Origin of the sequence: Thiorhodococcus minor, from assembly GCF_010820565.1 — a bacterium.
In the GTDB taxonomy this organism is placed as follows: domain Bacteria; phylum Pseudomonadota; class Gammaproteobacteria; order Chromatiales; family Chromatiaceae; genus Thiorhodococcus; species Thiorhodococcus minor.
In genome coordinates, this window is record NZ_JAAIJQ010000373.1 from 1 (window position 1) to 341 (window position 341).

Annotated in this window: 1 protein-coding gene; it reads right to left on the reverse strand. The window is 60.4% G+C overall.

Going from position 1 to position 341, the window contains the following annotated elements; genetic code table 11:
- Positions 1-185 (reverse strand): transposase (locus tag G3446_RS27375; RefSeq protein ID WP_164451031.1); only part of this gene is annotated, 185 nt, incomplete at its 3' end.
- Between the last annotated feature and the right edge of the window lie 156 nt (positions 186-341).

A 341-nucleotide genomic window follows, 5' to 3' on the forward strand; every position in this document is an offset into this window, starting at 1 on the left:
CACTGCAGCAGCGCTCGCGTGCGCAGGCGCACCGGTTCGTGCTGATGACCGCAGTGCGGGCAGATGAACCCCTGTGGCCAGCGCCAGCGCTCAAGGGCCTGCTCGCACTGCTCCTCGGTTCCGTAGTCCGCCAGAAACTGCTGTAGACTCAAGCCCTTCTGAAACTGAATCTGATTCTGTGCCATGGCGTCTCTCCAACCGATTGCCCTACTTGAAGTTTAGGCCGGTGGGGGCTGAGTCGGCTGAGATTCGTGAATAATCAGGTCCCGCGTTCCATGTAGCCTGCCTTGAGCCAAGCCCGCAATTTTCCCTGATGCGTGGGGAGGTGTCCGACCATCCAC